The 25,974-nt window shown below is 64.0% G+C and carries 25 protein-coding genes and 1 pseudogene; 11 read left to right on the top strand and 15 right to left on the bottom strand.

Annotated features, from left to right (window positions below; genetic code table 11):
- The first annotated feature begins 46 nt into the window (after positions 1–46).
- The 3 genes from ASE60_RS23640 to ASE60_RS23630 all read left to right on the top strand — a co-directional run bounded on the left by ASE60_RS23640 (position 47) and on the right by ASE60_RS23630 (position 4,624).
- Positions 47–523, top strand: coding sequence for a carboxymuconolactone decarboxylase family protein (locus ASE60_RS23640; RefSeq protein WP_082616025.1), 477 nt, complete (start codon positions 47–49; stop codon positions 521–523).
- Between the two features lie 114 nt (positions 524–637).
- Entirely contained in the window at positions 638–3,217 is a 2,580-nt protein-coding gene (locus tag ASE60_RS23635) for a UvrD-helicase domain-containing protein (RefSeq protein WP_057253539.1), read from the top strand.
- A 156-nt stretch (positions 3,218–3,373) separates the two neighbouring features.
- Positions 3,374–4,624 carry an adenylate/guanylate cyclase domain-containing protein gene (locus tag ASE60_RS23630; protein WP_057253537.1) on the top strand — a complete coding sequence of 417 codons (1,251 nt, stop codon included), beginning with the start codon at positions 3,374–3,376 and terminating at the stop codon, positions 4,622–4,624.
- A gap of 84 nt (positions 4,625–4,708) precedes the next feature.
- On the opposite strand, the pseudogene ASE60_RS23625 reads toward ASE60_RS23630, so the two are convergent.
- The 3 genes and pseudogenes from ASE60_RS23625 to ASE60_RS23615 form a co-directional block, all read right to left on the bottom strand.
- Positions 4,709–5,169 (bottom strand): annotated as a pseudogene (locus tag ASE60_RS23625) (GNAT family N-acetyltransferase).
- 52 nt (positions 5,170–5,221) lie between these two features.
- Entirely contained in the window at positions 5,222–5,860 is a 639-nt protein-coding gene (locus ASE60_RS23620; RefSeq protein WP_057253535.1) for a cysteine hydrolase, read from the bottom strand.
- Positions 5,861–6,024: 164 nt separating this feature from the next.
- Positions 6,025–6,693: a phosphoribosyltransferase gene (locus ASE60_RS23615; RefSeq protein ID WP_057253533.1), complete on the bottom strand. Its 669-nt coding sequence runs from the start codon at positions 6,691–6,693 to the stop codon at positions 6,025–6,027.
- Positions 6,694–7,096: 403 nt separating this feature from the next.
- On the opposite strand from ASE60_RS23615, the gene ASE60_RS23610 reads away from it, so the two are divergent.
- Positions 7,097–8,341, top strand: a complete 1,245-nt coding sequence (locus ASE60_RS23610; protein ID WP_244495688.1) for a GGDEF domain-containing protein — start codon at positions 7,097–7,099, stop codon at positions 8,339–8,341.
- 164 nt (positions 8,342–8,505) lie between these two features.
- The gene (locus ASE60_RS23605) at positions 8,506–9,003 is read left to right on the top strand and encodes a CreA family protein (RefSeq protein WP_057253531.1); all 498 of its coding nucleotides are present in this window, start codon (positions 8,506–8,508) and stop codon (positions 9,001–9,003) included.
- A 145-nt stretch (positions 9,004–9,148) separates the two neighbouring features.
- Here the strand turns inward: ASE60_RS23605 and ASE60_RS23600 are convergent, their stop codons facing one another.
- From ASE60_RS23600 to ASE60_RS23590, 3 genes are all read right to left on the bottom strand, one after another.
- Positions 9,149–9,451, bottom strand: coding sequence for a hypothetical protein (locus tag ASE60_RS23600; RefSeq protein ID WP_082616023.1), 303 nt, complete (start codon positions 9,449–9,451; stop codon positions 9,149–9,151).
- Positions 9,452–9,691: 240 nt separating this feature from the next.
- Complete coding sequence (locus tag ASE60_RS23595) at positions 9,692–10,156, bottom strand: chemotaxis protein CheW (protein ID WP_057253527.1); 465 nt, start codon at positions 10,154–10,156, stop codon at positions 9,692–9,694.
- A gap of 2 nt (positions 10,157–10,158) precedes the next feature.
- Positions 10,159–12,261 (bottom strand): methyl-accepting chemotaxis protein, encoded by a 2,103-nt coding sequence (locus ASE60_RS23590; RefSeq protein ID WP_057253525.1) that lies wholly within the window; start codon positions 12,259–12,261, stop codon positions 10,159–10,161.
- A 368-nt stretch (positions 12,262–12,629) separates the two neighbouring features.
- Here ASE60_RS23590 and ASE60_RS35280 point away from each other — a divergent pair, with 368 nt between their 5' ends.
- The 4 genes from ASE60_RS35280 (at position 12,630) to ASE60_RS23575 (ending at position 17,396) form a co-directional block, all read left to right on the top strand.
- Positions 12,630–12,788, top strand: coding sequence for a hypothetical protein (locus ASE60_RS35280; protein WP_197417268.1), 159 nt, complete (start codon positions 12,630–12,632; stop codon positions 12,786–12,788).
- 330 nt (positions 12,789–13,118) lie between these two features.
- Positions 13,119–13,718: an SCO family protein gene (locus ASE60_RS23585; RefSeq protein ID WP_057253523.1), complete on the top strand. Its 600-nt coding sequence runs from the start codon at positions 13,119–13,121 to the stop codon at positions 13,716–13,718.
- A gap of 158 nt (positions 13,719–13,876) precedes the next feature.
- Positions 13,877–14,752 (top strand): 50S ribosomal protein L11 methyltransferase, encoded by an 876-nt coding sequence (locus ASE60_RS23580; protein WP_057253521.1) that lies wholly within the window; start codon positions 13,877–13,879, stop codon positions 14,750–14,752.
- 808 nt (positions 14,753–15,560) lie between these two features.
- Complete coding sequence (locus ASE60_RS23575; protein ID WP_057253519.1) at positions 15,561–17,396, top strand: aminopeptidase P family protein; 1,836 nt, start codon at positions 15,561–15,563, stop codon at positions 17,394–17,396.
- A 122-nt stretch (positions 17,397–17,518) separates the two neighbouring features.
- Here ASE60_RS23575 and ASE60_RS23570 read toward each other — a convergent pair whose 3' ends face one another.
- The 5 genes from ASE60_RS23570 to panC all read right to left on the bottom strand — a co-directional run bounded on the left by ASE60_RS23570 (position 17,519) and on the right by panC (position 20,848).
- Complete coding sequence (locus ASE60_RS23570) at positions 17,519–17,758, bottom strand: hypothetical protein (protein ID WP_057253516.1); 240 nt, start codon at positions 17,756–17,758, stop codon at positions 17,519–17,521.
- 146 nt (positions 17,759–17,904) lie between these two features.
- A complete protein-coding gene (locus ASE60_RS23565; protein WP_057253515.1) occupies positions 17,905–18,219 on the bottom strand; it encodes an AzlD family protein in 315 nt (104 codons plus the stop codon).
- Positions 18,220–18,221: 2 nt separating this feature from the next.
- The gene (locus tag ASE60_RS23560; RefSeq protein WP_057253512.1) at positions 18,222–18,938 is read right to left on the bottom strand and encodes an AzlC family ABC transporter permease; all 717 of its coding nucleotides are present in this window, start codon (positions 18,936–18,938) and stop codon (positions 18,222–18,224) included.
- Positions 18,939–19,149: 211 nt separating this feature from the next.
- Positions 19,150–19,971, bottom strand: a complete 822-nt coding sequence (gene panB, locus ASE60_RS23555) for a 3-methyl-2-oxobutanoate hydroxymethyltransferase (RefSeq protein ID WP_057253510.1) — start codon at positions 19,969–19,971, stop codon at positions 19,150–19,152.
- Between the two features lies 1 nt (position 19,972).
- On the bottom strand, positions 19,973–20,848 hold the full coding sequence (panC, locus tag ASE60_RS23550) for a pantoate--beta-alanine ligase (protein ID WP_057253509.1): 876 nt from the start codon (positions 20,846–20,848) through the stop codon (positions 19,973–19,975).
- 249 nt (positions 20,849–21,097) lie between these two features.
- Here panC and ASE60_RS23545 point away from each other — a divergent pair, with 249 nt between their 5' ends.
- Complete coding sequence (locus ASE60_RS23545) at positions 21,098–21,397, top strand: hypothetical protein (RefSeq protein ID WP_200964198.1); 300 nt, start codon at positions 21,098–21,100, stop codon at positions 21,395–21,397.
- A gap of 53 nt (positions 21,398–21,450) precedes the next feature.
- On the opposite strand, the gene ASE60_RS23540 is transcribed toward ASE60_RS23545, so the two are convergent.
- The 4 genes from ASE60_RS23540 to ASE60_RS23525 all read right to left on the bottom strand — a co-directional run bounded on the left by ASE60_RS23540 (position 21,451) and on the right by ASE60_RS23525 (position 24,922).
- Positions 21,451–21,822: a glyoxalase/bleomycin resistance/extradiol dioxygenase family protein gene (locus ASE60_RS23540; RefSeq protein WP_057253507.1), complete on the bottom strand. Its 372-nt coding sequence runs from the start codon at positions 21,820–21,822 to the stop codon at positions 21,451–21,453.
- A 218-nt stretch (positions 21,823–22,040) separates the two neighbouring features.
- On the bottom strand, positions 22,041–23,018 hold the full coding sequence (locus ASE60_RS23535) for an aldo/keto reductase (RefSeq protein WP_057253505.1): 978 nt from the start codon (positions 23,016–23,018) through the stop codon (positions 22,041–22,043).
- 15 nt (positions 23,019–23,033) lie between these two features.
- Entirely contained in the window at positions 23,034–24,491 is a 1,458-nt protein-coding gene (locus ASE60_RS23530; protein WP_200964197.1) for an MFS transporter, read from the bottom strand.
- Positions 24,492–24,514: 23 nt separating this feature from the next.
- Positions 24,515–24,922 (bottom strand): cupin domain-containing protein, encoded by a 408-nt coding sequence (locus ASE60_RS23525; RefSeq protein WP_057253502.1) that lies wholly within the window; start codon positions 24,920–24,922, stop codon positions 24,515–24,517.
- Positions 24,923–25,046: 124 nt separating this feature from the next.
- Here ASE60_RS23525 and ASE60_RS23520 point away from each other — a divergent pair, with 124 nt between their 5' ends.
- A complete protein-coding gene (locus tag ASE60_RS23520) occupies positions 25,047–25,940 on the top strand; it encodes a LysR family transcriptional regulator (RefSeq protein ID WP_057253500.1) in 894 nt (297 codons plus the stop codon).
- Positions 25,941–25,974: the final 34 nt, after the last annotated feature.

Below are 25,974 nucleotides of genomic sequence, written 5' to 3'. Positions count from 1 at the left end.
AAATCCGGCGGCGCAGGGCCGCCGGCAGCACCATGCAGGAGAGCCCATGAGCACCGTTACGCCGCCGAAGAACCCGGAAGCCGACCCGCGCGTCAAAGCCGTGTTCGACGATATCCGCGCCACGCGCAAATCCGATTTCATCAACAATATGTGGCTGTGGCTCGCCTTCGACCCGGGCCTGCTGGAGCAGACCTGGGGCGACGTCAAGGCGGTGATGGCAACGCCTTCTGCGCTCGATCCGCTGGTGAAAGAGATGCTCTATATCGCCGTGTCCGTCACCAATGGCTGCGGCTACTGCGCCCATTCCCATACGGCCGCGGCAAGGGCGAAGGGCCTGAGCGATGCCGAGCACGCGGACCTCTTGCGGGTGATCTCGCTCGCCGCCCGCACCAACCAGCTTGCCACAGCGCTGCAGGTCCCGGTCGATACCGTCTTAGACGGCGGGATAAAGCATGTCGCGCAAAAGTGCGCAGCGGTTTTGCGATACGACATGCGACAAATCAAAACGTGCGACCAAGAATAAGCGGTCTCGAAATCGCCTGTCTTTCCACAGGCTTGGTGCGGCTGGCGCAGAAAACGGAATAAAAGAAGAACATCCTTTCTGGCCTTTCCCCACCGAATCACTACATTGAGCCGCATGATGAGTGGTTTCGACGACATTCCTTTCTTCGACGAGGAGCCGGCGCCGCGCAAGCAGCCGCCAGCCCCCGGAGGTATCCCCGCCGCCGGCGGTATTGCCGCGCGCGCCATGGCGGCGCGCGATCGCGCCCAGCCGCGCCCGGATTATCTCTCCGGCCTCAACCCGGAACAGGCCGAGGCGGTCGAAACGCTTGACGGTCCCGTGCTTGTGCTTGCCGGCGCCGGCACCGGCAAGACCCGCGTGCTGACGACCCGCATCGCCCACATCCTTTCGACCAACCGCGCCTTCCCTTCGCAAATCCTTGCGGTGACCTTCACCAACAAGGCGGCGCGCGAGATGAAGGAGCGCATCGGCGTGCTCGTCGGCCATGCGGTCGAAGGCATGCCCTGGCTCGGCACCTTCCACTCGATCGGCGTCAAGCTGCTCCGTCGCCATGCCGAGCTCGTCGGCCTGCGCTCCGATTTCACCATTCTCGACACCGATGACGTGGTGCGGCTGATCAAGCAGCTCATCCAGGCCGAAGGCATCGACGACAAGCGCTGGCCGGCCAAGCAGTTCGCCGGCATGATCGACGGCTGGAAGAACAAGGGCCTCGATCCCGCCCAGATCCCCGAGGGCGACGCCCGCGCCTTTGCCAATGGCAAGGGCCGCGAACTCTACGCCGCCTATCAGAACCGGCTCTTGACGCTGAACGCCTGCGACTTCGGCGACCTGCTCCTGCACCCGATCCGCATCTTCCGTAACCATGCGGACGTGCTGAAGGATTATCACGACAAGTTCCGCTACATCCTCGTAGACGAGTACCAGGATACCAACACGGCGCAGTACATGTGGCTACGGCTCTTGGCCCAGCGGCCCCGGCAATCAAACACCGCGAATCCGGGTGCAGCCCGGCAAGGCCAAGCGGCCGCCGCGCCTGATGGCGCGCGCCCGCGGAGCGAGCCGCGCAGCGGCGACAGCGTGAGCGCGAACAAACAGCAGCAGATCAACATCTGCTGCGTCGGCGACGACGACCAGTCGATCTATGGTTGGCGCGGCGCGGAAGTGGACAACATCCTGCGCTTCGAGAAGGATTTCCCGGGCGCCAAGGTCATCAAGCTCGAGCGCAACTATCGCTCGACCGAGCACATCCTCGGTGCCGCCGGCCACCTGATCGCCCACAATGAGGGCCGTCTCGGCAAGACGCTCTTTACCGACCGCACCGATCCGGATGATGAGAAGGTGCAGGTGCACGCCGCCTGGGATTCCGAAGAGGAGGCCCGCGCCGTCGGCGAGGAAATCGAACAGCTGCAGCGCAAGAGCCACAAGCTCAACGACATGGCGATCCTGGTGCGCGCATCGTTCCAGATGCGCGAGTTCGAAGACCGCTTCGTCACGCTTGGCCTCAACTACCGCGTCATCGGCGGCCCGCGCTTCTACGAGCGCCTCGAAATCCGCGATGCGATGGCCTATTTCCGCCTCGTCTGCCAGCCGGCCGACGACCTCGCCTTCGAGCGCATCGTCAACACGCCGAAGCGTGGCCTCGGTGACACCACCGTGCGCACCCTGCACGACTATGCCCGCGCTCGCGATATCCCGATGCTGGCTGCCGCCAGTGACATCATCGAGACCGACGAGTTGAAGCCGAGGGCGCGGAAAGCCCTCTTCGACGTCGTCACCGATTTCCGCCGCTGGCAGAGCCTGCTGGAAACCACCGTGCACACCGAGCTTGCCGAGCAGATCCTCGACGAGAGCGGCTATACCGCCATGTGGCAGAACGACAAGTCGGCCGAGGCCCCCGGACGGCTGGAAAACCTCAAGGAACTCATCCGCTCGATGGAAGCCTTCGAGAGCCTGCGCGGCTTCCTCGAACACGTCGCCCTCGTCATGGATGCCGAGCAGAACGAAAACCTCGACGCCGTGTCGATCATGACGCTGCACTCGGCCAAGGGGCTGGAGTTCGACACCGTTTTCCTGCCCGGCTGGGAGGAAGGCCTTTTCCCGCACCAGCGCGCGCTCGACGAAGGCGGCCGCTCCGGCCTGGAAGAAGAACGGCGCCTTGCCTATGTCGGCATCACCCGCGCCAAGCACCGCTGCCACATCTGGTTCGTCTCCAACCGTCGCATCCACGGCCTTTGGCAATCGACGCTGCCCTCGCGCTTCCTCGAAGAGCTGCCGCTCGCCCATGTCGACGTGGCCGAGAGCGAGCAATCCTATGGCGGCTATGGCCGCGGCGGTTACGGCCAGTCACGCTTCGACAAGGCCGATCCCTTCCAGAACACCTATTCGACACCGGGCTGGAAGCGCGCCCAGCAGCACCGTTCCGACGCCACCCGCGACAACTGGGGCACCCGCTCCGGCCACGCGGTCGAACGCATCGGCTACGGCGAAAGCGGCCCGCGCGGCCGCACGATCGACGGCGAGCTGGTGGCAAAATCGACAGCCACGGAACCCTCGCGCTTCTCGGTCGGCGACCGCGTCTTCCACATCAAGTTCGGCAACGGCAACATCGCCGCGATCGAAGGCAACAAGCTCACCATCGACTTCGACCGCGCCGGCCAGAAGCGCGTGCTGGATGGGTTTGTCGAGAAGGTGTGAGGAGGTCAGAGCCCTCCTCGCGTGCATTCCCCAGTGACCGCGCAACCGTCGATCTCATGGCGTCGACCGGCGAAGTGCACTAATAATTGCAGGCACAATTCTCGCGTTTGAACGAAACCTTGTACCGATCTCCCTCGACGCGAAGTGGATGGAGACATGTCCTGGACGAGCGCTGTTCGCGGCCTGCTGGAGGTAGGCGCTTCAAATGCTGCCGAGGATGACCGCGAAGGCATTCTCGTTGCGAATGTCGCGGCGTGCGTGATCGTCGTCACCACCACGGGCTTTGCTCTCATCTACGCACTCCACGGCGAACCAAGTCTGGTCCCGCTCGTCTATGCCAATCTCGCTCTGGCGGCGGCCGCCGCGCTGACGCCCCTCTTTCATCGGTTCGGGCGCGTGGCATCAGGGCTTTGGGAATTCGGGATCTGCGTCGTGATCCTCGTGTGGATCGCCTCCTATGTCGGCAGAGACTCCGGCGTGCTTTTGACGCTGCTCGGCGCAACGCCGGTCGCCTTCGCGATCCTTGGGTTCCAGAACGTCGCCCTGGTGGCGGTCTTGAGCGCCACGGCCACGATCACGGTCATCGCGGCATCCATCGCGTTCCCGGAGGCGCGGTCAGGCGTCTATGACGCCAGCGGCTTCCTGCAGCTCATCTATTCCTCGTCGATCGTCACCCTCACCCTCATGTGCTTCGCCACGATCTACTATGCCTTCCACCTGGCGAGAGAAGCACAAGGGCGGCTGGCCCGCCTCATGGCGTCGATCATGCCGGACGAGATCGTGGCGCGCCTGCTTAGGAATGAGCGGGAAACGATCATCGATGAATTCGAGCACGCGACCGTAGTCCTGACCGACATCGTCCAGTTCGTGAGCCTGTCAAACAGCCTGGGACCGGAAAGGACCGTGAGCCTGCTCAACGAACTCTTCAGCGAATTCGATAGGCTGGCGGCGGCGGTCGGTGTTGAGAAGATCAAGACCATTGGCGATGCCTATCTTGCCGTGGCCGGCGTGCCCGCCCGACACCCTGCCCCCGAGAAGGCGGCCGCCGCGTTCGGCTTCGGCGCCATCGCCGCTGCCCGCGAGATCGGCGAACGCTACGATGTCGTGCTGAGGCTTCGCGCCGGCATGGCGTCGGGATCGGTAACGGCCGGCGTGCTTGGGCGAACGAAATACGCCTACGACGTCTGGGGGGCGCCGGTGAACCTTGCCGCGCGCCTGGAAGCGATCGGCAAGCCCGGTTGCATCACGACGACCGCGGAGATCAGGCGGCGCCTGAACGAGCACTTCCAATTCGAATGCTCGGGCCATGAAGACATCAAGGGCTTCGGCTTGACCGAAATCTGGACCATGCAGTTGCCGAGCGCCGGTACAAACGAAGTCGGCAACCTCGCAAAGGCGGATATGTGAGGTGCCGCACACCGCTTTGCCGCGCCGTGCGCAGCAGTTTTGCGATAACGTCGTGCGAAAAGATCGCGACGCGCCGTAAGCGCCTCAAACCATCTTGCGATAGACGATAAATCCCGACTTCTCCGCCACCTTGTCGTAGAGCGCCATCGCCGTCTCGTTGGTCTCGTGCGTCTGCCAATAGACCCGTGGCGAGCCGGCCGCCCGCGCCGCCTCGTAGACGCCCTCGATCAGTGCCCGCCCGACGCCCTTTCCGCGTGCCTGCGTGTTGGTGAAGAGGTCCTGCAGATAACAATTCGGCTGGATCGCCGTCGTGCTGCGGTGAAAGAGGTAATGGGTGAGCCCAATCAGCCGCCCCTCGCTCTCGGCCACCAGCGCATGAACAGGCTCATAGGCATCGAAGAAGCGCGACCAGGTCATGGCAGTGATCGCGGGGTCGAGCGCGTTTCGCCGGATCGGCCGTAAAAGGCGTTGTAGCCATCCCAGAGCGGCAGCCATTGCTCATAGTCGGCCCTGGCGAGCGGGCGGATGCGGAGATTGTCTGTCATTGTCGGTCCCATGATCGATTGGATGGAGAGGCACTGCCGCCCTACCCTCTGGTCATCGCCCTTTGGCCATCGCCGAAGTGATCGCCGCCACATCGGTCATGATCGCATCGCCCATGAAGACGATGTTTTCCATCGAGCGCTCGCCCGCCTCGTGATGCCCTGCCCCGCAGGCGTCGCGCACGACGATCGGCACCAGGCCAAGGTCGGTGGCGTGGCGCACGGTCGGGTCGATGCCGATTTCGGTGGCGATGCCGCAAATCGCAAAGGAGGTGAGCCCGAGATCACGCAGGATCATGGCAAGTGGCGTGCCCTCGAAGGCGGAGAACGTGATCTTGTCGAGGATCGCCTCGTCCTCGCGGGGCGCAAGCTCCGGCACGAGCTCGAAGCCCGGCGTGCCGCGCAGGAACCAGGGATGCACCGCATCCGGATCGTCCGTCCGCTGCCACGCCATCGCCTGGCGCATCTGGAAGGCGCCCATCAGCGGCTTCGGCATTGAGAGGTGCCGAAGGAAGATCACCGGAAAGCCGCCTGCCCGCGCTGCATCCAGCACCTTCAGCACCTGGCCGGTAATCTCGGCGCCATTCTTCATCTGCCTGGTGATACCCACCTGCATGTCGTAGACGACCAGCGCCATGCGCTCCGGACGACAGAAATCCTCGAGCGTCTTTCCAATTTCCAGCTTCGCGGCCATAATCTCTCCTCGGGGTCGCCTCCTCCGGCGCCCACTCCGCCAACATCACGCGCCGGGAATGTGGCGCGTGAGGCCTGCCGTTGCAATACGGGTGAGCGCGCTTCATGCAACTATTCGGACGGGTTTCGGCGTTCACGGCAACCGAGGCGCCAGCGTCGACGCATTCAACTCTCGTCTTCCCGCCGTGCCTTCTTCATCAACGCGATCACTTCCTCATCGCTCGTCTGCTCGAAGTCGCGGTAGTGCAGGCCGACGGCGCGGAAGGCAAAGGGGGTGGCGAGGCAGATGACGAGGTCGACGGAGCTGCGCAGCTCGGCGATTTCGCTTTTCGGCGCCACCGGAACCGCAAGGATCAGGCGGCGTGGGCTTGCCCGCCGCAACGCCCTGATCGCCGCGCGCACGGTCCCGCCGGTGGCAATTCCGTCGTCGACGAGGATCACGTCACGATCCCTGGGTGAGACCGGCGTGCGATCGCCGAAGTAAAGGGTACGGCGCCGCAGGATTTCGGCATGCTGGCGTTGGGTTTCCGCCTCCAGATAGCCCTTTGCCGGACGCACTAGCCGGATCGCCTGGCGGTTGAGAACCAGTTCAGGCTCCTCGCCGTCGACCAGCGCGCCGAGCCCGAATTCCGCGTGCCCCGGCGCGCCGATCTTGCGGACGATCAAGATGTCGAGCGGCGCGCCGATGCGAACCGCGATCTCATAGGCAACCGGCACGCCGCCGCGCGGCAGCGCCACCAGCAGCGGATCGATCAGCGTCTCGCCCGCGATCGTCTCAGCGAGCTGCCGTCCGGCATCCGCCCTGTCTTCGAAGAGCCATGTTCCCGTAAACACCTCATCTCTCCCAGGTTTCCACCGCCGCCGCGGGTCGGATCCCCGTCCAGTGGACGAGGAGGAACTTGGCCCGCAGACGCGAAATGAGGAAAACCCGCTCGGGTTCCCCCGCGTCCGGCGTTTGCTGTCAGGCCCGGTTTCCAGGTCGTCTCGCGCGGTCCTCGCATCGGCCAAAGGACATCCACGGGTCTCTTATCCTGGCGCGCCTGAAGGCCGGGACAATCCACCATCTATCGGTTGCCGGGGTGCGCATGTGAACAACCGTGCCAATCCCGACCAATCGGTAAAATTGCAACGGATTCCACCGGGTTTCGTTAAGGCGCCCTCGCTACCAATTGGCCTTGCATATCTGGCTGAGACGCAAGCCGCCTTTGTTGACTTTAGCACGACAGGCCGTTTCGAAATGAGCTTTCTCCCTGCCATATCGATCATTGCCCTCCTGGCGATGCTCCCGGTCCTGATTTCGCTGCGGGCCTCGATGATCGAGGGCGGCACGGACTTCGCCGCGGCCTGTGCGGTGGCCAGTGCCGCGACCCTGTTCATGATGCTCTCCGCGTTTCCGACGCTGCAGCCTCTGTCCCTGATCGGCTTCGTGTTCCTGGCCGGCGCCTGCCTGCTCGTGCTCTGCGGCTTTCACCACGCACTCGGCGTTCAGAGACGCACCTCGACGTCCCTCGTCGCGGCCGCGTCGATGGCGTTCGTCGCGCTGTTGATCGCCGCATTCGGTGCCATGAGCACCACCTTGCATGCGCTCTCCGTCATCGGCATTGCCGCCGCCTTCGTGCTGATCATCGCCGTCTGTTCGCAGCACCGGCGCCAGGCGCCCGGGCCGATAGAGCGGCTCTGCGTCATCGCCTGCGTGGCAACCGGCTGCTCGACGCTGCTCGCGGTCACCGTGTTTTCGCCCGCCGCCCACGCGACCGCATCGGTTTCGCCTGCACCCGTCAGCTGGGATTTCGCCTGCGCCGTCATGCGTTACTTCTACCTGCCTGCACTGTTCCTGGGCGTGATCCTGATGATCCAGAACCGGGTAATCACCGAGCTCAAGACCACGATCGCCCGCGACGAGCTGACGGGCGCTCTGTCACGGCGTGCCCTGCTCGATCTCGGCCAGCGCGCCCTCACCACCAGTCTCGCGCGGCAACAGCCGGTATCCTTCCTGCTGCTCGATCTCGATTATTTCAAGCAGATCAACGATCGCTATGGCCATGCGGTTGGCGATGCCGCCCTCGGCCATTTTGCCGGCACCGTCGCCACCTGTCTCACCGGCCGCGGCACGCTGGGGCGCATCGGCGGCGAAGAGTTCGGCATCGTCCTGCCCAATTGCACGGAAGATGCCGCCTTTACGCTTGCCGAGGAGATCGGCCGCGTGGTGCGCGACACGCCGATCGGCCGCTTCGATCGGCCGATCCGGCTGACGGTGAGCATCGGTCTTGCCGAGGCTGTGCCGGGCGACACGATCAGTGACATCATGATCCGCGCCGACATGGCGCTCTATGACGCCAAGGCCGACGGGCGCGACCGCTGCACGATTGCCGGCCGCTTCCAGCCGGACGCGAGCGCGCGGGCGCTGGCGGCCGCAGCCGCACAGATGCGTGCCGCCGATAGCCGAAGCTTCGAGCCGCGGCTGCTGCGCGATACCGGCTGACTGACCCCCGCGGCTTGTAATGCCGCTTCCCGAACCTATGTGAGCTTGGCCAATGCATGTCTCCTTGGACCGCAACCGATTCGCGGACGAAACATGCAGCCATCGAAACGCTACGGCGACCTCTCACGCGTCTCAGTGACGCGCGTCGCTGCAGGAGGACATCCATGTTGCGTGCTGTTCGCGCTCTCTTCGTTGCCGGTCTCGCCGCCTTTACGGTAACCGCCCTGCCCGCCCGCGCCGAAACGGTCGGCGAGGTCGGCGTCGACTGGCTCGGAAACGATATCATGATCGATGCCGTCACCGACCCGAAGATCAAGGGCGTCACCTGCCACGTCACCTATTTCGACCGCAGCGTCATCGACAGGCTGAAGAACGGCAACTGGTTCGAGGACCCATCGAACAACTCGATCGCCTGCCGGCAGACCGGCCCGATCGAAATCGGCGACATCGAGCTATCGAAGGAAGGCGAGGAAGTGTTTCGCTCAGGGCTTTCGCTTGTCTGGAAGAACCTGCTGGTCACAAGGATTTACGACCGGAAGAACGATACGCTGATCTATCTCGCGCATTCGCGTGAATTGACCGACGGCTCGGCCAAGATGTCGATCTCCACCATTCCGCTCTACGGCCAGACGGTGACCTGGCAGAACGGAAAGCCGCAGTAAGCGCTCCCCTGCCGCCTGCGTCAGCCTGCAAGGATATCCGTCTCAAAGGGTGCGAAGCGCCCGCCCCTTCACGGGCGCTCGCGAAACCTCATCAGGGCGGAACAGGGCGAAGTGTCTGGGAGCACCCCATTCCACTTCCGCTGCTCTAGTAGGAGTTCGGCGGGACGATGCCCTGATAATATTCGCCGTCACCGCCCTGATAGCCGCCGAAAGGCTGACGATCGCGATAGACGGGGGTCGGTGTGGAGGTTCTGTTGATGCTGCCCGTCGACATCGTGTCAACCGTGGCAGAGGGCCGCTTCATCAGCGGCATGGCCTTTTGCGTGTTCCGCGTTCCGGGAGGATTGTTGGCGTCGATGCCCTGATAGTAGCTATCAGCCAGAGCCGGGCCAGCCATCAACATCGTTACGGAGAGCGCGGCTACAAGTTTCCTTACAGAGATTGTCATGAGTCCAACTCCTGTTGTCGGGACCGAGCACCCGGCCTCCGTTCGGGCACCCAGCAACAACGGTAAGTTAGTACAAGTATTCCAGCTCGCCACATGACGATTTGTCACAATGGTATCGCCCAAGCGTGAAGATCATTGCCGAAGTTTAATTTGACCGGCGCGATCCACTACCTGCCGAAACGAAAAACACCCCGGCGGAGATCCCGCCGGGGTGCCCGTCAACTCTGCCAGGTGTCGAACTCAGGCGGCCTGGGCCAGCTCGTCGGCAATGACCGTGTCGAGGTTGAGGAAGCAGACCATCGTCTTTTCGAGAGCGACGATGCCGCGGCAGAAGGCACGCTGCGCTTCCGGAATGATCTCCGGCGCGGGCTGCAGGGCTTCGCTCTTGATCGTCATCATGTCGGAGACCTGCTCGACCAGCAGGCCGACGAGCTTGCCGGCGATGTCGGTGACGATGATCGCCGAGCGTTCCGACGGCTCCGTCATTTTCATGCCGAGGCGGGCGGCCATGTCGATCACCGGGATCACCGCGCCGCGCAGGTTGATGAGGCCGAGCACGTAAGGCGGCGTGTGCGGCATCGGCGTCACCGGCGCCCAGCCGCGGATTTCGCGGATCGCCATGATATCGATGCAGAATTCCTGGTCGCCGAGATGGAACGACACGATTTCGAGATAGGCACCGGACTGCTTGAGTGCGTTGGTCATGATCAGAATTCTTCCCAGTTTTCACCGGAAGCCGTCGTCGACGGCACAGAGCCCGGTTTGTTGCCGAATGCGCCCGCCAGCTTGCCCATCAGGGCCTTTGCGGGAGATGGAGTTGGAAACGAGGCCATTTTGGCGGTGCCGATCTTGCGCAGCGGCACCGGTTCGCCGGTGCCCTTGGCGGCCGGCCGTTGAACGGCAGAAGCCGAAGGGGCTTTCGTCTGCACCGAAGCAATTGCCGCCCTTGCCGGCGGCGCCACCGGGGCCGGCGCCAAGGTGGGCATGGCGCGCTGCATCGTGTGGCCTTCGCGGAACTGGCCGACGAGGCCGGTCAGACGCTCGGCGTCCTGCGCCAGCGTGTGGCTCGACGCGTTGGTCTGCTCGACCATCGCGGCATTCTGCTGCGTCATCTGGTCGAGCTGGCCGACGGCGGTGCTGATCTCGTTGAGGCCGGTCGACTGTTCGCGCGCAGCCATGACGATCGAGGTCATGTGTTCGTTGATGCGTGCGACATCGGCACCGATCCGGCCGAGCGCTTCGCCCGTCGCCTGGACGAGCTTGACGCCGCTGCCGACCTCGTTGCCGGAGCGGCTGACCAGCGCCTTGATATCCTTGGCGGCACCGGCGGCGCGCTGCGCCAGTTCGCGCACTTCCTGCGCCACGACCGCAAAGCCCTTGCCGGCCTCACCGGCGCGGGCCGCCTCAACGCCGGCATTCAGCGCCAGAAGGTTGGTCTGGAAGGCAATCTCGTCGATGACGTTGATGATCTTGCCGATCTCGTTCGAGGCGCTTTCGATCCGCGCCATGGCGGCGATCGCCTCACCGACGATGCGGCCGGATTCCTCCGCATTGGTGCGCGTCTCGCCGACCATGCGGCTTGCCTCTTCGGCGCGCTGGGTCGCGGTGCGGACCGTGACGGTGATTTCGTCGAGGGCAGCCGACGTCTGTTCCAGCGAGGCCGCCTGTCGTTCGGTGCGGCGCGCGAGATCGTCGGCGGCCGTGCGCATCTGGCGACCGTTCGATTCGATCGAGAGCGCATTCTCCTTGACGCTCGAAAGCACCACGCGCAGCCGCTCGACCGTCTGGTTGAAGTTCTGGCGGAGCTGATCGAGATTGCCGTCGAAGGGCCGCTCGATCGCCACGGCAAGATCGCCATCGGCAAGCTGGGTCAGGGCACGGCCGAGATTGTCGATCGCCGCCTGGATACGGCGCACCGCTTCCTCGCGCTCGCTCTGCTGATCTTCGCGTTCCTTCTCGATTTCCCGCCGGCTGAGTGCGGCGCTCTGTTCGAGCGATTGCTTCTCGATGGCCGAAAGACGGAAGAGATCGACCGAGCGCGCCATCGCGCCGATTTCGTCGCCGCGGTCGAGCGCCTCGACCTTGGTTGAAAGATCGCCGTTCTGGATCCGCTGCATGCCGTTGCGCAGGCCGAGGATGCCGGCGCGGAGCGTGCTGCCGTGGAACCAGAGCAGATAAAGCAGCGTCGCCATCGCCAGCAGCCCAGCCGCCACCTGAAGCTGGAACGCCTGGTCGGACACAGTGCGCGCCTCGGCAACGCGCGTCTGCACCAACTCGGTCGCCGCTTCGGAAAGTCCGGTCAAAGCCGTGGCGACCCGTTCGCCGGCGCCGTCGATCGCATCGTCGATCTTGCCGAAGTCGTCGGCCGAAGCCTTGCCTTCGATCAGCGTCTTCAGGTCGGTGCCGATCGCCTTGCGCAGTTCCGCGACATCGGCGTCGAAGGTCGAAAGCACCTCGCTCCGGCCCAAGAGCTTGGCAAGCGCCTGGATCTCAACGGACTTCGTTTCGAGCAGCTTCAGGATCTCGGCAATGCTGGCGGCGCGCGCCGGCTGGATCGCGCCCTCTTCTCTGTCGATGATGCTATCCATCGCGTTGAGCACGAGATTGGTCGTCGCCAGATGGACCTCATCGACGGTCGTCAGCCCGTTCTGCGCCGCGACAGCGCCCTGCAAGGCGTTATTGGCTTGGCCGCCCTGGTACCAGCCCACCCCGAGCACGGAGCCGAAGCCGACAAAAGCGGCGCCGGCAAGCGTCGCCAGCCGCTGGCTCACGGAAAGATTGCGTTTCAGGGAAGGAGATGTGGCAGTCATAGGGAGTCCATGGTCACGGATCCGCGTGAAGCGGAGTCCTCCTACGATCGATACGGAAAACCGGGGCCGATAAAGCTGGCTGACCTCATGTCATATCGGAGCACGAACACTCCGACCGCGTGGAAAAACAGTGTCAAACAGACCTTAAGCATTCGCTAAGGCGGTCGCCCAATCCCCAGCGAAATCGGCTATTTCAATGTTTGCGCATATGCGCTGCAAGCTCTGGTTTCCCGGCATTTGCGGGCACAATCGAATGGAACCTCAGGCGCGGTTTTCCACCGTTTCCTGCACCGACCGGAACGCGCCTCCGGCCGCACCCGGCAAATCGCCCGGCTTCCCCTTGCCGCGCGAGCTGTTATGATGACGCCATGAACACGAAGACCCAGCGCTCGATCCGCCTTCCCCTTGCCGCAAGCCTTGCGGCTGCGATTGCGGTTGTGCTCCTGCTCGCCTTCCGCGGCTGGATCGAAAATGGCGCCGATATCTTCCTGGCGCTCGCCCAATCCGGCCTTTCCTGGTGCTTCTAGGACGGCCCGACAGCTTCGAGGCCCGCCTCCGCCCCTCACCCTAACCCTCTCCCCGCTTGCGGGGAGAGGGGGACGGGAGCATCAGCGGCGCAACCGCACGGTTCTTCGCCTCGAATGTTAGTGCAGCGATTGGAACGAGACGGTCCGGCGAGGTTCCTTCGCCCCGCCTGCGGGGAGAAGGTGGCCGGCAGGCCGGATGAGGGGCTGAGAGCACCTCCGCGGCCACAACCTGCGGCAATTGTCCCATTTGCGCGGCCCCGGTGAAGGCGGTATCAAGGGCCTATCAACCGGACATGGCCGTCTTCGGCCCCAACAAAATCGGTAGCACGCATGAAAACCATCCGCATCGTCCTCTGGGCCGCCGTCGTCGTCATGGCGGGCATCTTGGGGTGGCTGACCTATGAAATGACCCAGTCGAAGCAGGAGGCCGCCACCGGCCCCTTCGGCGTTCCCTTCACGCTGGTCTCGCAGGACGGCAAGGAGATTACCGAGAAGGCGTTTACCGGCAAGCCGACCGCGCTTTTCTTCGGCTTCACCCATTGCCCGGAAGTCTGCCCGACGACGCTGTTCGAACTGAACGGCTGGCTGGAAAAGGTCGACCCGGAAGGCAACAAGCTGCAGGCCTATTTCATCACCGTCGATCCCGAGCGTGACACGCCCGAAATCCTCGGCCAGTACGTCTCCAACGTTTCCAAGCGCATCACCGGCATTTCCGGCCCGGCCGACAAGGTGATGGAGATGGTCAAGGGTTTCCGCGTCTACGCCAAGAAGGTGCCGGTCGACGCTGCCCAGCCCAACGGCGACTACACGATGGACCACACGGCCTCCGTGTTCCTGCTCGACGCCAACGGCCATTTCTCCGGCACCATCGCTTATGAGGAAAACCCGGAAACAGCGGTCAAGAAGCTGGAAAATCTGACCAAGGGCTAACACGCGCCCTTGACCGATCGATTGCAAGCGCCGGCCCTGCCCGGCGCTTTGCGTTTGCGGGGCAATCGTGATAGCGCACAGCGCACGATTGCCGACGCTTAGCGCACCCCTCAACGGTTTGATGCGGGCGGCGGATTTCCCAGCCGAAGGACAGGGCCTTGAGCGAGATCAGACTTTTCGTCACCACCACCGAGAAGCAGGCGGAAGCCGTGCTCGACCGCCTGAGCGAAGTCTTCGGCGAAGAGGACTTTGCCATCGGCACGACGGAGGTCGATGAAAAGCGCGACGTCTGGGAAGCCTCGATCTACATGATGGCAGTCGACGAGGAGAGCGTGAACGAACGCCTCACTGACGCACTGGCCGAAGACTTCGCCCATCTCCCGATCGAGCGCGAAGTGCTGCCGGATATCGACTGGATCGCCAAGTCGCTCGAGGGGCTGGCGCCCGTGCGCGCCGGCCGCTTCGTCGTGCACGGCTCGCATGACCGCGACAAGGTGAAGACCGGCGAGATCGCCATCGAGATCGATGCCGGCCAGGCCTTCGGCACCGGCCATCACGGCACCACCGCCGGCTGCCTCGAAGTGATCGCCACGGTTGCCCGCACCCGCACCGTGCGCAACGTGCTCGACCTTGGTACCGGCAGCGGCGTGCTCGCAATCGCCGCCTGGAAGCTCATGCACGTGCCGGTGCTTGCCACCGACATCGACCCGATCGCCACCCGCGTCGCGGAAGAAAACGCCCGGGTCAACGGCGTCGTCACCGGCATGACCTTTGCCACGGCCCCCGGCTTCCACTCGACCGCCTTCAGCACCAACGGCCCGTTCGATCTGATCATCGCCAACATCCTCGCGCGCCCGCTGATGAAGATGGCGCCGCAGCTCGTCGCCAATCTCGCCCCCGGCGGCTCGGTGATCCTGTCCGGCATTCTCGCCGAACAGCGCTGGAAGGTGCTTGCCCATTACAACGGCCAGCACCTGCGCCACGTGCGCACCATCTGGCGGAACGGCTGGGTGACGATTCATTTGGAGAAGTGAGGCGTAGGCGCGGACGCTTGAAGCTGCCCCTCATCCGCCTGCCGGAACCTTCTCCCCGCATGCGGGGCGAAGGGACCTGCCGCACCGCTTCATCCACCGGTTAACTTCCGACTCGTTGCGGCTGCTTTCAGCCGCGCCCCGACAGGCAGCGAAAGCCCCAGCGCATGACGGCCGCTATCGGGCACGTCCCCTCGCCCCGCCTGCGGGGAGAGGGTTAGGGTGAGGGGCAAATGCGGATTGCCGCGCCGGCTGTTGGCCGCAGCGCCTATGCAAGAAGCTTCACGAGAAATGCCGCGAGCATCGGCGTGACGGCGACAGAAGCAAGCCAGGAAAAAACGAAAAGGCCGCCACGTCCATCATGACGGGCGGCCTTTCGAAACAAAGGCGATGCCAGGGGCATCGCCTGCTGGCTGGCTTTTGGCCAACCATGCCCGCGAGCCTGAGGAGGAGGAGTGCTCGAGCGGGCGTCTACCGTTCCGAAGCTGGCCACCCTTGAGGGAGGAGGAGAACAGAATGACCAACTATTCTCGGAACCGCAGTCTTTTGAACCACCGGATGTTCGTCCGTGTTCGTTGAGGCGGCTTATAAACTATTATTCCGATAGAGAAAGAGGCTTCTTGGCATGGGTGCCATGCACTGAGCGCATATGTATTATAAATGAGCAATTGCTCTCTCATCAAACTGCAACCAGAAGAGTCGCTGTGTGCTGGATCGCAGGATATCGCCTCTTTCCCGGCAAGGGCGATTTCCGCTAACATGGCTGCACATCTTTCCCGCGGTTTACCGCTCAATCTACCGGAATTCCCCCATGTTTCAGTCTTTTGAAGTCACCTCCACGCCGCAATTCGGCAAGGAGCGCACCGAAGCCCTGCGCGCGTCCTTCGCGGCCCTCGGCATCGACGGCTTTCTCGTGCCCCGCGCCGACGAGTTCCAGGGCGAATACGTACCCGCCTCGTCGGAGCGTCTGTCCTGGCTGACCGGCTTCACCGGCTCCGCCGGCGTTGCCCTCGTCACGCGGCGTGAAGCGGTTGTCTTCGTCGACGGACGTTACGTCACGCAGCTGAAAGAACAGGTCGACGGCAGCGTTTTCACTGGCGGCGACCTCATCGGCGAGCCGCCGCATCTCTGGCTGGAAAACCACGGAGCCAAGGGCTTCAAGCTTGGCATCGATCCCTGGCTGCACACCGGCGCGGAAGTCCGCCGGCTGGAAAAGGCGCTCGCCGTCATCAGTGGCTCGCTCGTTTTCCTCGATCACAACCCGCTCGACAAGATCTGGACGAACCGCCCCGCGGCACCGCTCGGCAAGGTCAGCATCCAGCCGATCGAGCATGCCGGCGAACTCGCCAAGGACAAGATCGCAAGAATCGCGGCGGGCCTTTCCAAGGCCGATGCCAGCGCCGTGGTCTTGACGGACCCCTCCTCCGTCGCCTGGACCTTCAACATCCGCGGCAGCGACGTGCCGCATACGCCGCATCCGCTGGCCCGCGCCATCATCCACGCCGACGGCCGCGCCGAGCTCTTCCTCGACAAGCGCAAGACTGGCATCGAGCAGGAAGCCTACCTCACCCAGATCGCCGACATTGTCGCGCCCTCGACTTTCGACGATAGCCTGGCAGCGCTCGGTGCTGCCGGCGCCGCTGTCATGATCGACCCGGACCTCGCCTCCTTCGCCATTTCCGAGCTGATCCGCTCCAAGGGCGGCAAGGTGGTCGAAGCGGTCGATCCCGCCCGCCTGCCACGTGCCCAGAAGAACAAGGCCGAGATCGACGGGTCGACCCGCGCCCACCTGCAGGACGGCGCCGCCATGGTCGAGTTCCTGGCATGGCTCGACAGCCAGCAGCCGGGAACCGTCACCGAGATCGCCGCCACCAACCAGCTGGAAGCGGCCCGCGCCACCGTCGGCGAGCGCATGCAGAACCCGCTCAAGGACATCTCCTTCGACACGATCTCCGGCGCCGGCGCGCATGCGGCGATCATGCACTACCGCGTCACCACCGCCACCGACCAGCCGATCGAAGCGGGCACCATGTTCCTGATCGATTCCGGCGCGCAATACATCAACGGCACCACCGACATCACCCGCACGGTGGCGATCGGTGCGGTTCCCGAAGAGCAGAAGCGCTTCTTCACCCTGGTGCTGAAGGGCATGATCGCGATCAGCATAGCCCGTTTCCCCAAGGGGTCGCGCGGCGTCGATCTCGACCCCTTGGCCCGCATCGCGCTCTGGAAGGCGGGCGCCGATTACGCCCACGGCACCGGCCACGGCGTCGGCTCCTATCTCTCGGTGCATGAAGGTCCGCAGCGCATCGCCCGGCTTTCCACCCAGGAGCTGCTGCCCGGCATGATCCTTTCCAACGAGCCCGGTTACTACCGCCCCGGCGCCTTCGGCATCCGCATCGAAAACCTGATTGTGGTGCAGCCGGCGACCATGGTGGAAGGCGGCGACCTGCCGATGCTCGGCTTCGGCACCATCACCTACTGCCCGATCGACCGCCGCCTGGTGCTGCCGGCGCTGCTCACCGACGAGGAGCTGGATTGGCTGAACGCCTATCACGCCGAGACGCGGGAAAAGCTGATGCCGCTGCTGACCAGCGACGAGACCCGCGACTGGCTGAAGGCCGCAACGGAAGCGCTTTCACGCTGAGTCAGGCGTTCCGCCTGGGCTCCTGAATGGGAGCCCAGGCAACAGGCATTGCGCGCCCGCAGCCGCTTGTTTGCTACGAGGCTCAAGGGGCGGCAATGGGCCGGAGAACCCGGCCTCTGCACTTAGATTCCCAACAGCTTCTTCGCTTCGCCGAGCGTCGCCTCCGAGGCAGGGTGATCACCGGCCTTGTGTTGTTCCTCGCCCTTGGCACGCAACTCTTTGACCTTGGCCATGTCGGCCTCGGATAGGTTCGCAGTCGGCATCGCCGCATCGATCGCAGCCATCATGGTCGGGCATTGATTGGCTAAGGCGGTTGCCGGCGCGAGCGCCAGCAAAAGGGCAATCGAGATCCTGGTTAACATGGTCGCTCCTCCACCGCCGGGAGGCCGCGCCTTGCAGAGGCAGCGCAGATGGCGCGTGCGGCTTTGTCGTGCCTCTCCGGCAACCGAAGAATGATAATCCAGCTGCCCTTCGCCGCCAATTAAAACGGGTGTCGCGGACGGCTGACCTACATCACCACATGCCGGATCAGCATCACCACCACCCAGCCGATGACGAGCATGCGCAGGGTCGACAGGTTGAGGCCGAGCGCGATGGCGAAGGCGACGAACATGGCGATCGTCACGTCGAGCCCGCCATAGACGAAGGCCGGCGCCACCAGCGTCGTCAGGACCGCCGCCGGGACGGCGTTGAGCGCCGCTTCCAGCCGTGGCGGGATCTGCTTCATCTGGGTGATGAGGATGTAGCCGCCGACACGTGTCAGGAAGGTCGCGACCGCAGCCGCAATGATCAGGTAGATGAGGTTGAGGTGTTGCGGGTCCATGCTCAGGCCTCCTTCTCGACGCCGGTCGGTGCGGCAGCCGTCCCGCTCGGCGGCAGGCAGGCGGCAAGCACGATGCCGGCGAGCGCCCCGATGCTCACATGCCAGGGCGAGCCGACGAAATGCATGCCCGCAACCGAGGCAAGCGCCGAGACGGTGACGATCGGCAGGAACCGGTCGCGCTTACGGAAGCCCATGACCAGCCCCATGAAGTAGACCGGCAGCAGCACATCGAGGCCGATCGCCTTGGGATCACCGATCATCTGCCCGAAGATCGCCCCGACCAGCGTGTTGATGATCCAGGGAATGTAGATCACCAGGCCGAAGCCGAGATACCAGGAAAAGCTGATCGGCAGGCCGCGCTCGCCGCGCTTCTCCGTCTCGGCATATTGCGGATCGACCAGCAGGAAGAAGGCCAGGAATTTCTGCCCGAAGGTGAAGTGCCGGACATATTTGGCGATCGAGGCCGAATAGAGCACGTGGCGGAAGTTGACCGCAAAGACCGAGAGCACGACCAACCAGGGCTGGACGTGATTGCCGAAAAGCTCGATGCCGACCATCTGGCTGGCGCCGGCATAAACGGTCGCGCTCATGAACACCGCATCGGCAATGGTAAAGCCGTTGTCGACCGCAAGCGCCCCGAACAGTGCGCCGAAGGGCGACGCCGCCAGCATGATGGGAAAGCCGCCACGCACGCCTTCCCAGAATTCGTCTTTTGTCATGGAAACCTCCGCCGGCCAAGGCGATGAAAGCGCCATGCGGCCGGTGCCGGACTGATAGGCGCTTGCGCCCCCGGCAACAATTCAAATGCGCTGATACATTGATTGAATTTTATGATGCCTTGGCGAACGAGGCTTGAACAAAAGGCGCACCGATCGGGAAAACCGGTGCATCTTGTCTATCAGTTTCACGGGCCCGTGCCGGACGGGCGTCCTACTTCTTGACCTGGAACGTGTGCTCGATGCCCGGGAAGGTGCGCGCCTTCACCTCGGCCGCGTAATCCTCGGCAGCCCTAGAGATCGCCGGCGCGAGCTCGGCGAAGTGTTTGACGAAGCGCGGCTTGAAATCGTTGAAAAGGCCGAGCATGTCGTCGGAGACGAGGATCTGGCCGTCGCAGGCGGGCGATGCGCCGATGCCGATCGTCGGCGAGCGCAGTTCCGCGGTGATGTCGCGCGCCACCGGCTCGACCGTGCCCTCGATCACGATGCCAAAGGCGCCGGCATCGTCGATCGCCTTGGCGTCGCGGCGGATCTTCGCCACTTCCTTGTCGTTGCGGCCGACCGAGCGATAGCCGCCCGTCGTGTTGACGAGCTGCGGCATCAACCCGACATGGCCGAGCACCGGAATACCGCGGCTGACGAGGAACTCGACCGTCTCGGCCATCTCGGCGCCGCCTTCGAGCTTCACCGCGCTGCAGCCGGTTTCCTTCAGGATGCGCGCCGCACTGCGGAACGCCTGCTCCTTCGATTCCTGATAGGAGCCGAAGGGCATGTCGATAACGACGCAGGCGCGCTCCGAGCCACGCATGACCGCCTGGCCATGAGCGATCATCATCTCCAGCGTTACGCCAACCGTGGTGTCGAGGCCGTAAAGCACCATGCCGACGGAATCGCCGACCAGGAGGAAATCCACATGCGGATCGAGCAGCCTTGCGATCGGCGTCGTATAGGCCGTGAGGCTGACGATCGGACGCTCGCCTTTCAGCGCTTCGATGTTGGCGGGGCTGAGCCGGCGCTTGGCGGTCTGGACGCTCATGTCAGGCAACCTTTGCAAATGACGCGGATTTCAGGGCGATCACGCGGTTGTCGAGCAGCTTCGTCGTGCCGAAGCGAACGAAGAGCAAAAGCAGCACCGGCTTGTCGCCGATCGTTTCGATCGTCTCCAGCGTCTCCGGATCCCGCACCGCCACGACCTCTGGCCTGGCCAGCGGCTCGCTCGACAGAAATTCGGTGACGGCATTTTCGAGCGCCGCCACGTCGCTGACGCCCGACGCCACCAGGCGCTGCGCCTCGTCCAGCGCCTTCGGCACGATCGCCGCGGCGCGGCGCTCCTCGGCCGACAGATAGACATTGCGCGACGAACAGGCGAGCCCGTCGGCCTCGCGCACTGTCGGCACGCCGATGACGGTCACCGGCTGGGCGAGATCAGCGACCATGCGGCGGATGATCTGCAGCTGCTGGAAATCCTTCTCGCCGAAATAGGCGCGGTCCGGCTGGACGATGTTGAAGAGCTTGGTGACGACGGTGGCAACGCCGGCGAAATGGCCGGGACGAACCGAGCCCTCAAGCTCGCTGCCAAGCGTCGGCACATCGACGACGGTTTCCATCGGCCGCGGATACATGTCGGCAACACCGGGCGCAAAGAGATAGTCGACCTTGCCTTCGTCCAGCATCGCCTGATCGCGGGCGAGATCGCGCGGGTACTTGGAAAGGTCCTCATTTGCACCGAACTGCAGCGGATTGACGAAGATGCTGGCGACGACGATGTCGTTTTCCTCACGCGCGCGGCGCATCAGCTCCATATGGCCGACATGCAGGTAGCCCATGGTCGGCACGAAACCGACCGATTTGCCTGCCCGGCGATGTTCGGCAATTGCTGCACGCAGTTCGGCAATCGTGGTGAAAGTCTTCATGTCCGGACCCTCCAATCCGCGCCGGCGCCCTGCCCTTAAGGGTGCTGGCGCGCTGCCTTCGGGACTGGCGACGACCCTGCTCCGCGAAAAGGCATTTGCACAAAATTCGGCTGCAATCCTCTATCTTGTGCAGCGCAAAAAAACAATCGGATTGATGACAGGTTGATGACGCTCGGCCGCGCTTGACTTCCATCGGCAGCCCGTCACGGTTGGCCATCGACGCCACTGCAACCCACGCTGGAGAGCGACATGAAAGCCGGCTTGCGCATTCTTGGTATTGCTCTCCCGACGCTGGCCTTCGCCGGTGCGGCGGAAGCGAAGATCCCGCTCGTCAACGCCACCTGCCCCGACAAGATCGAGGTCCATGCCGATGAAGGCGGCCCGGTCTACATCAATGGCAAGGAAGCCAAGCTCAAGGTGTTCAACGAGAACTATTACGAGGCGCACGGTGCCGGCGTCACCATCTCACTCAGCATCAATCCCGACGGCTCACCCAGCGTCTCCTACACCGGCAAGGGCGGCGCCAATGGTGTGTGCACGCTGAGCTAACCGGCAACGCGCGAAGCGCTTTTTTGAGGACGCCGTCATCTGACCGCTGCGTCTTACGGCAATCGCCAGGGCGGATCGATCCGGTTCGTGCCTGCGAAATAGAGCACGATGCGATTGCCACCAGGATCGAAAAGCTCGGCTTCTCGCCACCGCCAGCTCTTGTCCTCAGGCGCACGCGCAAAGACGATGCCGGCCTCGGTCAGCCGGTTGACGGTCACATCCAGATCGTCGCATTCGAAATAGACGGTCGTGCCACCGCCGGTCGCGTTTCCCTCGTGCAGGGAAAAGGTTGCCTCCCCAACCGGGCAGAGAAACCGAACATAATGCGGCCGGGCGTCGACGATAGGCGTGAGCCCGAGGCGGCGATAGAAATCCCAGCCGGCATCGAGGTCCGGCATGGTGACAGTCACCTGGTTCAAGCGCATGCGTTCCTCCCGCCATTCGATTCCCCGATCGTGCCGGAAGCTGCAGTCAACGGAAAGCCTATCAGGCGCGCAGGCTACTGCATGTTTCCCTTAGCCGCGGTCGACGAAAGGACAAAAACATACAGAAAATCAAAGTGCTACAGCGGCCTTTGCGTGTCTGAGAAGACGCGCGGCGCTCTAGAGTACGCGCCTGATGGAAGGATATCTGTCGAGTTCGCCTACTTCCCAACGCGCTGCTGCAGATGCTGCGGATAGCGCGCGCCCTGCACCTCGACGGCGGAGAGCGCCGCCTGGATGTCGCCAAGCTCTTCGGCCGTCAGAATGACATCGGCAGCGCCGAGGTTTTCCTCGAGCCGATGCAGCTTTGTCGTGCCGGGAATGGGCGCGATCCATGGCTTTTGCGCTAGCAGCCAGGAAAGCGCGATCTGCGCTTTCGTCACACCCTTGGCCTCGGCAATCACGCCCAAGAGATCAACCAGCGCCTGATTGGCTCTGCGCGCCTCCGGCGAAAATCGCGGCACGATCGTGCGAAAATCGCTTTGGTCGAAGGTCGTGTTCTGGTTGATCGCGCCTGTCAAAAATCCCTTGCCAAGCGGACTGAAGGGCACAAAGCCGATGCCGAGCTCTTCGAGGAGCGGCAGGATTTCGGTTTCCGGCTCCCGCCACCAGAGCGAATATTCGCTCTGCAGCGCCGTCACCGGCTGAACCGCATGCGCCCGGCGGACCGAATCGGCGCCCGCCTCCGACAGGCCGAAATGGCCGACCTTGCCTTCCGCGATCAGCTTTTTCACCGTGCCTGCGACGTCCTCAATCGGCACATTGGGATCGACGCGGTGCTGGTAGAAGAGGTCGATGCGGTCGGTCCGTAAACGCTTCAATGCCGTCTCGGCGACCTCGCGGATGCGCTGCGGCCGGCTGTCCATGCCCTGGCTGACATCGCCGTTGACGAAGCCGAACTTGGTGGCGATCACCACCTCACCGCGGAACGGGGCCAGCGCCTCACCGACCAGATCCTCGTTACCGGTATAGGCTTCGGCGCTGTCGAAGAAGGTCACGCCGCGTTCGTGCGCCGCGCGGATCAGCCTGATCGCCTCACTGCGCTCCGTTGCCGGGCCATAACCGTAGCTGAGGCCCATGCAGCCAAAGCCGATGGCCGAGACTTCGAGATCGCTTTTTCCTAGCCTACGTTTCTGCATTGTCTTGCTCCTTGATCAGGCCGCGAGGTCTGGGGAAACCGAGCGGCAATTCTGGCAGGCAACGGACCGTCCGATCGCCGGACGCTCCACCCGCTTTGCATTGTGCGGCCGCACGATCAGCGCGACGACGGCAAGCGCCAGCGCCAGCAGGACCGTGCAACCGATGAGAACATTATCGACCCGATGGGCAAGCAGAGCGCTGCCATCAAGCCCATCGGCACCGAGTGCTGCGACAGCGACCAGCACGCTGAGACCGAGCGAGTTGCCGAGCTGGTGGGCGACATTGACCACACCGCCCGCCGCCCCCGCGTCACCGGGAGCGATACCGGCAATGCCGGCGACCGTCAGCGGGCTCAGAGTGAAGCCCTGGCCAAGCCCGATCAGCATCAAGGGCGGCGCCATGCCGAAGAGAAAGGACGTGTCGGCCGAGATCTGGCTGATAGAGACCATGCCGATCAGCGCGGAGATCAGGCCAAAGGCAAGCAGGCGGCGGTTGCCGAAACGTGGGCTAAGCCTTGGAACCAAGATCGCCGCAACGAAATTGACTGATGTTGCCGGAATGAAGGCAAGGCCGGAGGCAAGCGGGTCGAAGTGCCGAACACCTTGCAGATACTGGGTGAAGAAGAAAAAGAACCCGATCATCGCGGCGAGGAACAGGACACGCGCCAGATAGGCGCCGACCCTCTCGCGGTTGGCAAAGAGCCGGAGCGGCATGATCGGCTGCCGGGCGCGATGCTCGTTGACCACGAAGAGCGCAAGAAGCAGAAGACCCATGGCAAGCGCTGCGAGCGTCAGCGGATCGTACGCCCCCTCCTCCGCCGAACGGACGATGCCATAGACCAGCGCCGTCATGCCGAGCGTCGAGCTTACGGCGCCCGCAAGGTCGAATTCACCCGTGCGCCGTTCCGTTTCGCCGACGTACTTGTGCGCCGCGAGCATCAGGGCGATGCCGATCGGCAGGTTGATGAAGAAGCCGACCCGCCAGCTGAGCCAACCGGCAAGCAGACCGCCGAGCACCATGCCGAAGCTCGCGCCGATGCCGGCGACCGAACTGTAATAGGCGACCGCCCGCGTGCGTTCAGGTCCCTCGGAAAAATGCGTCTGGATCAGCGCCAACGTCGCCGGCGCCAGGATCGCCGAGCCGAAGCCTTGCACGGCGCGCGCGCCAAGCAGCCATTCCGGCGACGGTGCCAGCCCGATCACGACGGAGGCCGCTGTGAAGATGGCAAGCCCGGCAATGAACAGCCGACGCCGGCCGAGAATGTCGCCCGCCCGCGCGCCCAGCAGCAGGAAGCCGCCAAAGGCGAGCGTATAGGCGCTGTGCACCCAGGAAAGCCCGGCGTCGCTGAACTGCAGCTCGTCGCGAATCTTCGGCAGGCCGGTGATCACGATCGAGATATCGAGCACGATCATCAGGTAGCTGACGATGACGATCGCCAGCACCGCCGTCTTGCGGGCTGAAAGGTGTTTCATCGACGTGACGTCCATCGTCGTGCCTACTCCGCCCCCGCAGCGCCGTATTGCGCGTCCGTCACCTTTTCCATCCAGTCGACCGCCTTGCCGTCGAGCGTCTCCTGGATGGCGATATGGGTCAGGGCGGTCGTCGGTGCCGCCCCGTGCCAGTGCTTCTCGCCGGGCTCGAACCAGACGACATCGCCCGGCCGGATCTCCTCGATTGGCCCGCCCTCCCGCTGCACCCGGCCGCAGCCGGAAACGACGATCAGGACCTGGCCGAGCGGATGCGTATGCCAGGCCGTGCGGGCGCCGGGCTCGAAGGTGACGGCATTGCCGGCAGTGCGCGCCGGCTCGCGCACGGCAAACAACGGGTCGATGCGCACGGTGCCGCTGAACCAGTCCTCTGTCCCCCGGGCCGAAGGCTGCGAACCGCTTCTCTTGATCTCCATGAGGTCTTCTCCTTGGCGAACCGGACGACCCGCCGCCCGTTCTGTTGCTGTGCACAATCTAGCGATGGCCGCCGCCAACAATTAGATGGTATAAACGGCATGGACCTATGAGAGAGATTCATGAATGCTGCGCGAGAACATCAATGACCTGATCGCCTTCGCGGCGGTGGCGCGCGAGCGCAGCTTCACAAGGGCCGCCGCCCAGCTCGGCGTTTCGCAATCGGCGCTCAGCCACACCATGCGGGCGCTCGAAGCACGGCTTGGCGTGCGCCTGCTCACCCGCACCACGCGCAGCGTCTCCCCGACCGAGGCCGGCGAGCGGCTGCTTGCCACCCTCGTCCCGCACTTCGAGCAGTTGGAAACCGAGCTCACCGCCTTGAGCGACGTGAGGGACAAACCCGCAGGCACGGTGCGCATCACCACTGCCGAGCACGCGGCAGAGACCGTGCTCTGGCCGAAGCTCGAAAAGCTTCTGCCCGATTATCCCGATATCAAGGTCGAGATCGTCATCGACTACGGCCTCACCGATATCGTCGCCGAACGCTACGAAGCCGGTGTCCGGCTTGGCGAGCAGGTCGCCAAGGACATGATCGCCGTGCGCATCGGGCCGGACATGCGCATGGCGGTCGTCGGCGCGCCCAGCTATTTCGAAAAGCATCCGAAGCCCGTCGTCCCTCAGGACCTGACCCAGCACCGCTGCATCAACCTGAGGCTTCCGACCTACGGCGGCATCTATGCCTGGGAGTTCGAAAAGGACGGCCGCGAGCTAAAAGTCCGCGTCGACGGACAGCTCGTCTTCAGCCGGCTGGCGCACCGGCTTACCGCCTGCCTCGCCGGCTTCGGCCTTGCCTTCGTTCCGGAGGAATCGGCCCTCACCCACATCGCCGAAGGTCGCCTCATCCGCGTGCTCGAAGACTGGTGCGACCCGTTCCCCGGCTACCACCTCTATTACCCCAGCCGCCGCCAGTCCTCACCGGCCTTTGCTGTGCTGGTGGAGGCGCTGCGGTATCGGGGGTAATGGCGGCAAGACCGGCTCCTCCGCACGACCCGCA

This window comes from Ensifer sp. Root278 (assembly GCF_001429285.1).
Taxonomy (GTDB): domain Bacteria; phylum Pseudomonadota; class Alphaproteobacteria; order Rhizobiales; family Rhizobiaceae; genus Ensifer.
This window is presented reverse-complemented; position numbering and strand designations above follow the sequence as displayed.

Excerpts from the sequence above, each read along its gene's own strand:
- ASE60_RS23610 (WP_244495688.1), top strand. The coding sequence starts at position 7,097 with ATGAGCTTTCTCCCTGCCATATCGATCATTGCCCTCCTGGCGATGCTC.
- ASE60_RS23530 (WP_200964197.1), bottom strand. The coding sequence starts at position 24,491 with ATGAAACACCTTTCAGCCCGCAAGACGGCGGTGCTGGCGATCGTCATC.
- ASE60_RS23545 (WP_200964198.1), top strand. The coding sequence starts at position 21,098 with ATGAAAGCCGGCTTGCGCATTCTTGGTATTGCTCTCCCGACGCTGGCC.
- ASE60_RS23560 (WP_057253512.1), bottom strand. The coding sequence starts at position 18,938 with ATGACAAAAGACGAATTCTGGGAAGGCGTGCGTGGCGGCTTTCCCATC.
- ASE60_RS35280 (WP_197417268.1), top strand. The coding sequence starts at position 12,630 with ATGAACACGAAGACCCAGCGCTCGATCCGCCTTCCCCTTGCCGCAAGC.
- panB (WP_057253510.1), bottom strand. The coding sequence starts at position 19,971 with ATGAGCGTCCAGACCGCCAAGCGCCGGCTCAGCCCCGCCAACATCGAA.
- ASE60_RS23540 (WP_057253507.1), bottom strand. The coding sequence starts at position 21,822 with ATGCGCTTGAACCAGGTGACTGTCACCATGCCGGACCTCGATGCCGGC.
- ASE60_RS23605 (WP_057253531.1), top strand. The coding sequence starts at position 8,506 with ATGTTGCGTGCTGTTCGCGCTCTCTTCGTTGCCGGTCTCGCCGCCTTT.
- ASE60_RS23520 (WP_057253500.1), top strand. The coding sequence starts at position 25,047 with ATGCTGCGCGAGAACATCAATGACCTGATCGCCTTCGCGGCGGTGGCG.
- ASE60_RS23590 (WP_057253525.1), bottom strand. The coding sequence starts at position 12,261 with ATGACTGCCACATCTCCTTCCCTGAAACGCAATCTTTCCGTGAGCCAG.
- ASE60_RS23600 (WP_082616023.1), bottom strand. The coding sequence starts at position 9,451 with ATGACAATCTCTGTAAGGAAACTTGTAGCCGCGCTCTCCGTAACGATG.
- ASE60_RS23595 (WP_057253527.1), bottom strand. The coding sequence starts at position 10,156 with ATGACCAACGCACTCAAGCAGTCCGGTGCCTATCTCGAAATCGTGTCG.
- ASE60_RS23640 (WP_082616025.1), top strand. The coding sequence starts at position 47 with ATGAGCACCGTTACGCCGCCGAAGAACCCGGAAGCCGACCCGCGCGTC.
- ASE60_RS23585 (WP_057253523.1), top strand. The coding sequence starts at position 13,119 with ATGAAAACCATCCGCATCGTCCTCTGGGCCGCCGTCGTCGTCATGGCG.
- ASE60_RS23565 (WP_057253515.1), bottom strand. The coding sequence starts at position 18,219 with ATGGACCCGCAACACCTCAACCTCATCTACCTGATCATTGCGGCTGCG.
- ASE60_RS23630 (WP_057253537.1), top strand. The coding sequence starts at position 3,374 with ATGTCCTGGACGAGCGCTGTTCGCGGCCTGCTGGAGGTAGGCGCTTCA.
- ASE60_RS23575 (WP_057253519.1), top strand. The coding sequence starts at position 15,561 with ATGTTTCAGTCTTTTGAAGTCACCTCCACGCCGCAATTCGGCAAGGAG.
- panC (WP_057253509.1), bottom strand. The coding sequence starts at position 20,848 with ATGAAGACTTTCACCACGATTGCCGAACTGCGTGCAGCAATTGCCGAA.
- ASE60_RS23635 (WP_057253539.1), top strand. The coding sequence starts at position 638 with ATGATGAGTGGTTTCGACGACATTCCTTTCTTCGACGAGGAGCCGGCG.
- ASE60_RS23620 (WP_057253535.1), bottom strand. The coding sequence starts at position 5,860 with ATGGCCGCGAAGCTGGAAATTGGAAAGACGCTCGAGGATTTCTGTCGT.
- ASE60_RS23535 (WP_057253505.1), bottom strand. The coding sequence starts at position 23,018 with ATGCAGAAACGTAGGCTAGGAAAAAGCGATCTCGAAGTCTCGGCCATC.
- ASE60_RS23570 (WP_057253516.1), bottom strand. The coding sequence starts at position 17,758 with ATGTTAACCAGGATCTCGATTGCCCTTTTGCTGGCGCTCGCGCCGGCA.
- ASE60_RS23525 (WP_057253502.1), bottom strand. The coding sequence starts at position 24,922 with ATGGAGATCAAGAGAAGCGGTTCGCAGCCTTCGGCCCGGGGGACAGAG.